We start from the raw sequence: 2,635 nt of genomic DNA, 5'->3' as shown, positions 1-2,635 counted from the left end.
CCCCGCCGATATCTTCTATCTGACCCGCTGGTCCATTGTCGGGGCTGTCGCGGGTGGTCTGCTCTTCGGGGTTGGCATGGCATTGGCCGGCAATTGCGGCTTCGGCGCATTGGCCCGGATCGGTGGCGGCGATTTTCGCTCTGGCGTGGTGGTGGTCACAATGGGCATCACCGCCTATGCCACCATTTCCGGCCCGCTTTCGGGGCTGCGTCTGGCCCTGGTTCCGGGCCAGTCCAGCGAAAGCCCCTCCGGCATCGCCCAGATGCTCGAAAGCGCCATCGGTCTGCCCCCCCTGGCGACCGCCACCCTCATTGCCGCCCTCCTGGCAGGGCTGGCCATGCGCGGCGCCGACTGGTCGGAGTTTCGCCCCCATGCGATCTGGGCGGCCATCGTCGGGGTGACCATCGCCGCCACATGGGGCGCTCTGCAATGGCTGCATTTCGAAAGCTTCGAGTCGATCAGCGTCGCAAACCACACTTTCGCCGCCCCGATCGGAGAAACCATCCTTTTCGCCATGACCTCCAGCGGCACGGCCGTGACATTCGGCATGGGCTCGGTTCTGGGCGTGGTCGCGGGGGCCTTTCTGGGCAATACCCGCCTGGGTCACTTCCGGTGGGAAGCCTGCGACGATGCGCGCGAGCTGGGGCGGCAACTGGTCGGGGCCTCGATGATGGGCGTGGGCGCGGTGCTGGCCAGCGGCTGTTCCATCGGTCAGGGGTTGTCGGCCTTTTCTGTCCTCGGCCTCTCGGCCCCTGTGACGCTGCTCAGCATCTATGCAGGTGCCCGGATCGGTCTGCATTTCCTGATCTATGGGCAGGGTTTCCGCAACGCGGACTAAGCGTTTCCGCAGAAGTCTTTGTGATCGGGCCATAATCCCCTAGACTTCGCGCAAGGCGGGGGCCGCAGGGAACAAGGCAGGCGCATATGGCGATAGATTGGAACAAGGAACGCCAGAATGGCTTCGTCCTGCTGGCCCTGCTGGCCTGGCTGATCGGGGCCAGCCCGCATCTGATGGGTTGGGCCTTGTCTGGATCGCCCCCCGACGCGCTGGTCTGGAACCTGACTCACTATCATGTCAGCTATCAGGAGTTCGGCTTTCTGCGCCGCGGTCTGATCGGGTCCGTCATGGCCCCCCTCTTCGCGGTACTGCCGGACGGGGGCGTGGCCGAATATGGCGTGATGCTCGGGCTCGATCTTCTGTTGTGCATGGCTCTGGCCGTGGCCGCCTCCCGCCTGTTCCTGCCGCTTGCGGATGCCGCCCCCGGACAGCGATTCCTTGCCGCCGCCGTACTGATCGCGCCCGTGGGAATGATGCAGATGGGGTACGACATGGCGCGGCTCGATCATGTGAATTTCGTGCTGACCGGGCTGGCAGTCGCGTCAATCCTGAAAGGCCGCGCGTGGCTTGCCGCGCTCCTCATGACCACCGCCATGCTGGTGCATGAGGCGGTGCTGTTCTACGGCGTCCCCGTCGTGGTCGCTCTGGCCCTGCGCCGGTCCATGACCGATGCCGCGACCATCGCGCTGCCTGTCCTAGCCGCCACGATCGCGCTGATGCTCTGGGGCGGAGCCGAGATCGACCTGGCCACCGCCCTGCCACCCGAGGCCAATCTCGCCGCCTCCGTCTGGACCCGGGAGATCATGGAACCGGCCCGCGGCTTCCCGCCCTCACATTACCTGATCGCGGCCTATGCGGCGCTTGTGCCGCTGCTGCTGCTCCATCGTCACTACCGGCTGAACACCGCGGCGCCTGACCTGCTCCTCTTCGCCCCCGGCGCCACGCTTGCGCTGTTTGCCCTCGGCGTCGACTACGGCCGCTGGTCGCATTGCCTGTTCTTCTCTGTCCTGCTGGTTCTGGCGGCGGCCCCGATGCTCGGCCGCAGGCGCGGCGCAGACCTTTCGCCCCTGCCCGTCAAGATCGCCATCGCCCCCTGGCTCTTCCCCCTTGGCCCGATCGGCATCGCGCTGCTCTACCCCTTCATCCCCTGGATCGTCTGACCCTTTCATCTTGGGTGAAATACCTCGGGGGGTCGCAGGGGGGCAGCGCCCCCCCGACGGCACGGCGAGGGCTCCCTGAAAGGGGGCTCGAGACGGGCCGTTCCCCGCCCCACGCCTGCCACGGATCACTCGGCCAGAATGACACTCACCCGGCGGTTCTGGCGGCCCTTCTTCTCGATCTTGCCAAGCGTCACCTTGCCGATCTCGCCGGTGCGCCGCACATGGGTGCCGCCGCAGGGCTGCAGGTCGATCTGGCTCGCCCCCTCTTGGCCGATCCTGACCAGCCGCACCCGGCCCGCGCCCATGGGGGGCATGACCGACATGGTCTTGACCAGACCGGGATTGGCTTCAAGCTCCGCATCGGTGATCCATGTCTCGCTGACCGGCAGATCGCGGTCGATCAGGGCGTTCAGCTTGCCTTGCAGCACCATCTTGTCATCGGGCGCATCGGGCATGTCGAAATCGAGCCGCCCCTTCTCGGCGGAAATCGCCCCACCGGTCACCGGCAGCGGGATCACCACGGACAGAAGATGCAGCGCGGTATGCACGCGCATATGGGCAAAGCGCCGATCCCAGTCGAGCCGTTGCTCCACCCTGGCCCCAACCGGCGGCAGTTCCCCCGCCTCGGCGGGGACCA

Annotated in this window: 3 protein-coding genes; 2 read left to right on the top strand and 1 reads right to left on the bottom strand. The window is 66.7% G+C overall.

Annotated elements, in window-relative coordinates; translation table 11 throughout:
- Together BKY26_RS07135 and BKY26_RS07130 are read left to right on the top strand one after the other, a co-directional pair.
- A partial coding sequence (locus BKY26_RS07135) for a YeeE/YedE family protein (RefSeq protein ID WP_071689712.1) occupies positions 1–838 on the top strand: 838 nt, incomplete at its 5' end.
- An 86-nt stretch (positions 839–924) separates the two neighbouring features.
- Positions 925–1,998 (top strand): hypothetical protein, encoded by a 1,074-nt coding sequence (locus BKY26_RS07130; protein ID WP_071689711.1) that lies wholly within the window; start codon positions 925–927, stop codon positions 1,996–1,998.
- Positions 1,999–2,123: 125 nt separating this feature from the next.
- On the opposite strand, the gene BKY26_RS07125 is transcribed toward BKY26_RS07130, so the two are convergent.
- Positions 2,124–2,635 (bottom strand): alanyl-tRNA editing protein (locus tag BKY26_RS07125; RefSeq protein WP_071689710.1); only part of this gene is annotated, 512 nt, incomplete at its 5' end.

It is taken from the genome of Nioella sediminis, assembly GCF_001879695.1.
GTDB classification, from domain to species: domain Bacteria; phylum Pseudomonadota; class Alphaproteobacteria; order Rhodobacterales; family Rhodobacteraceae; genus Nioella; species Nioella sediminis.
The sequence above is the reverse complement of the archived record's forward strand: the minus strand, read 5'-3'. Positions and strand labels throughout refer to the sequence as shown.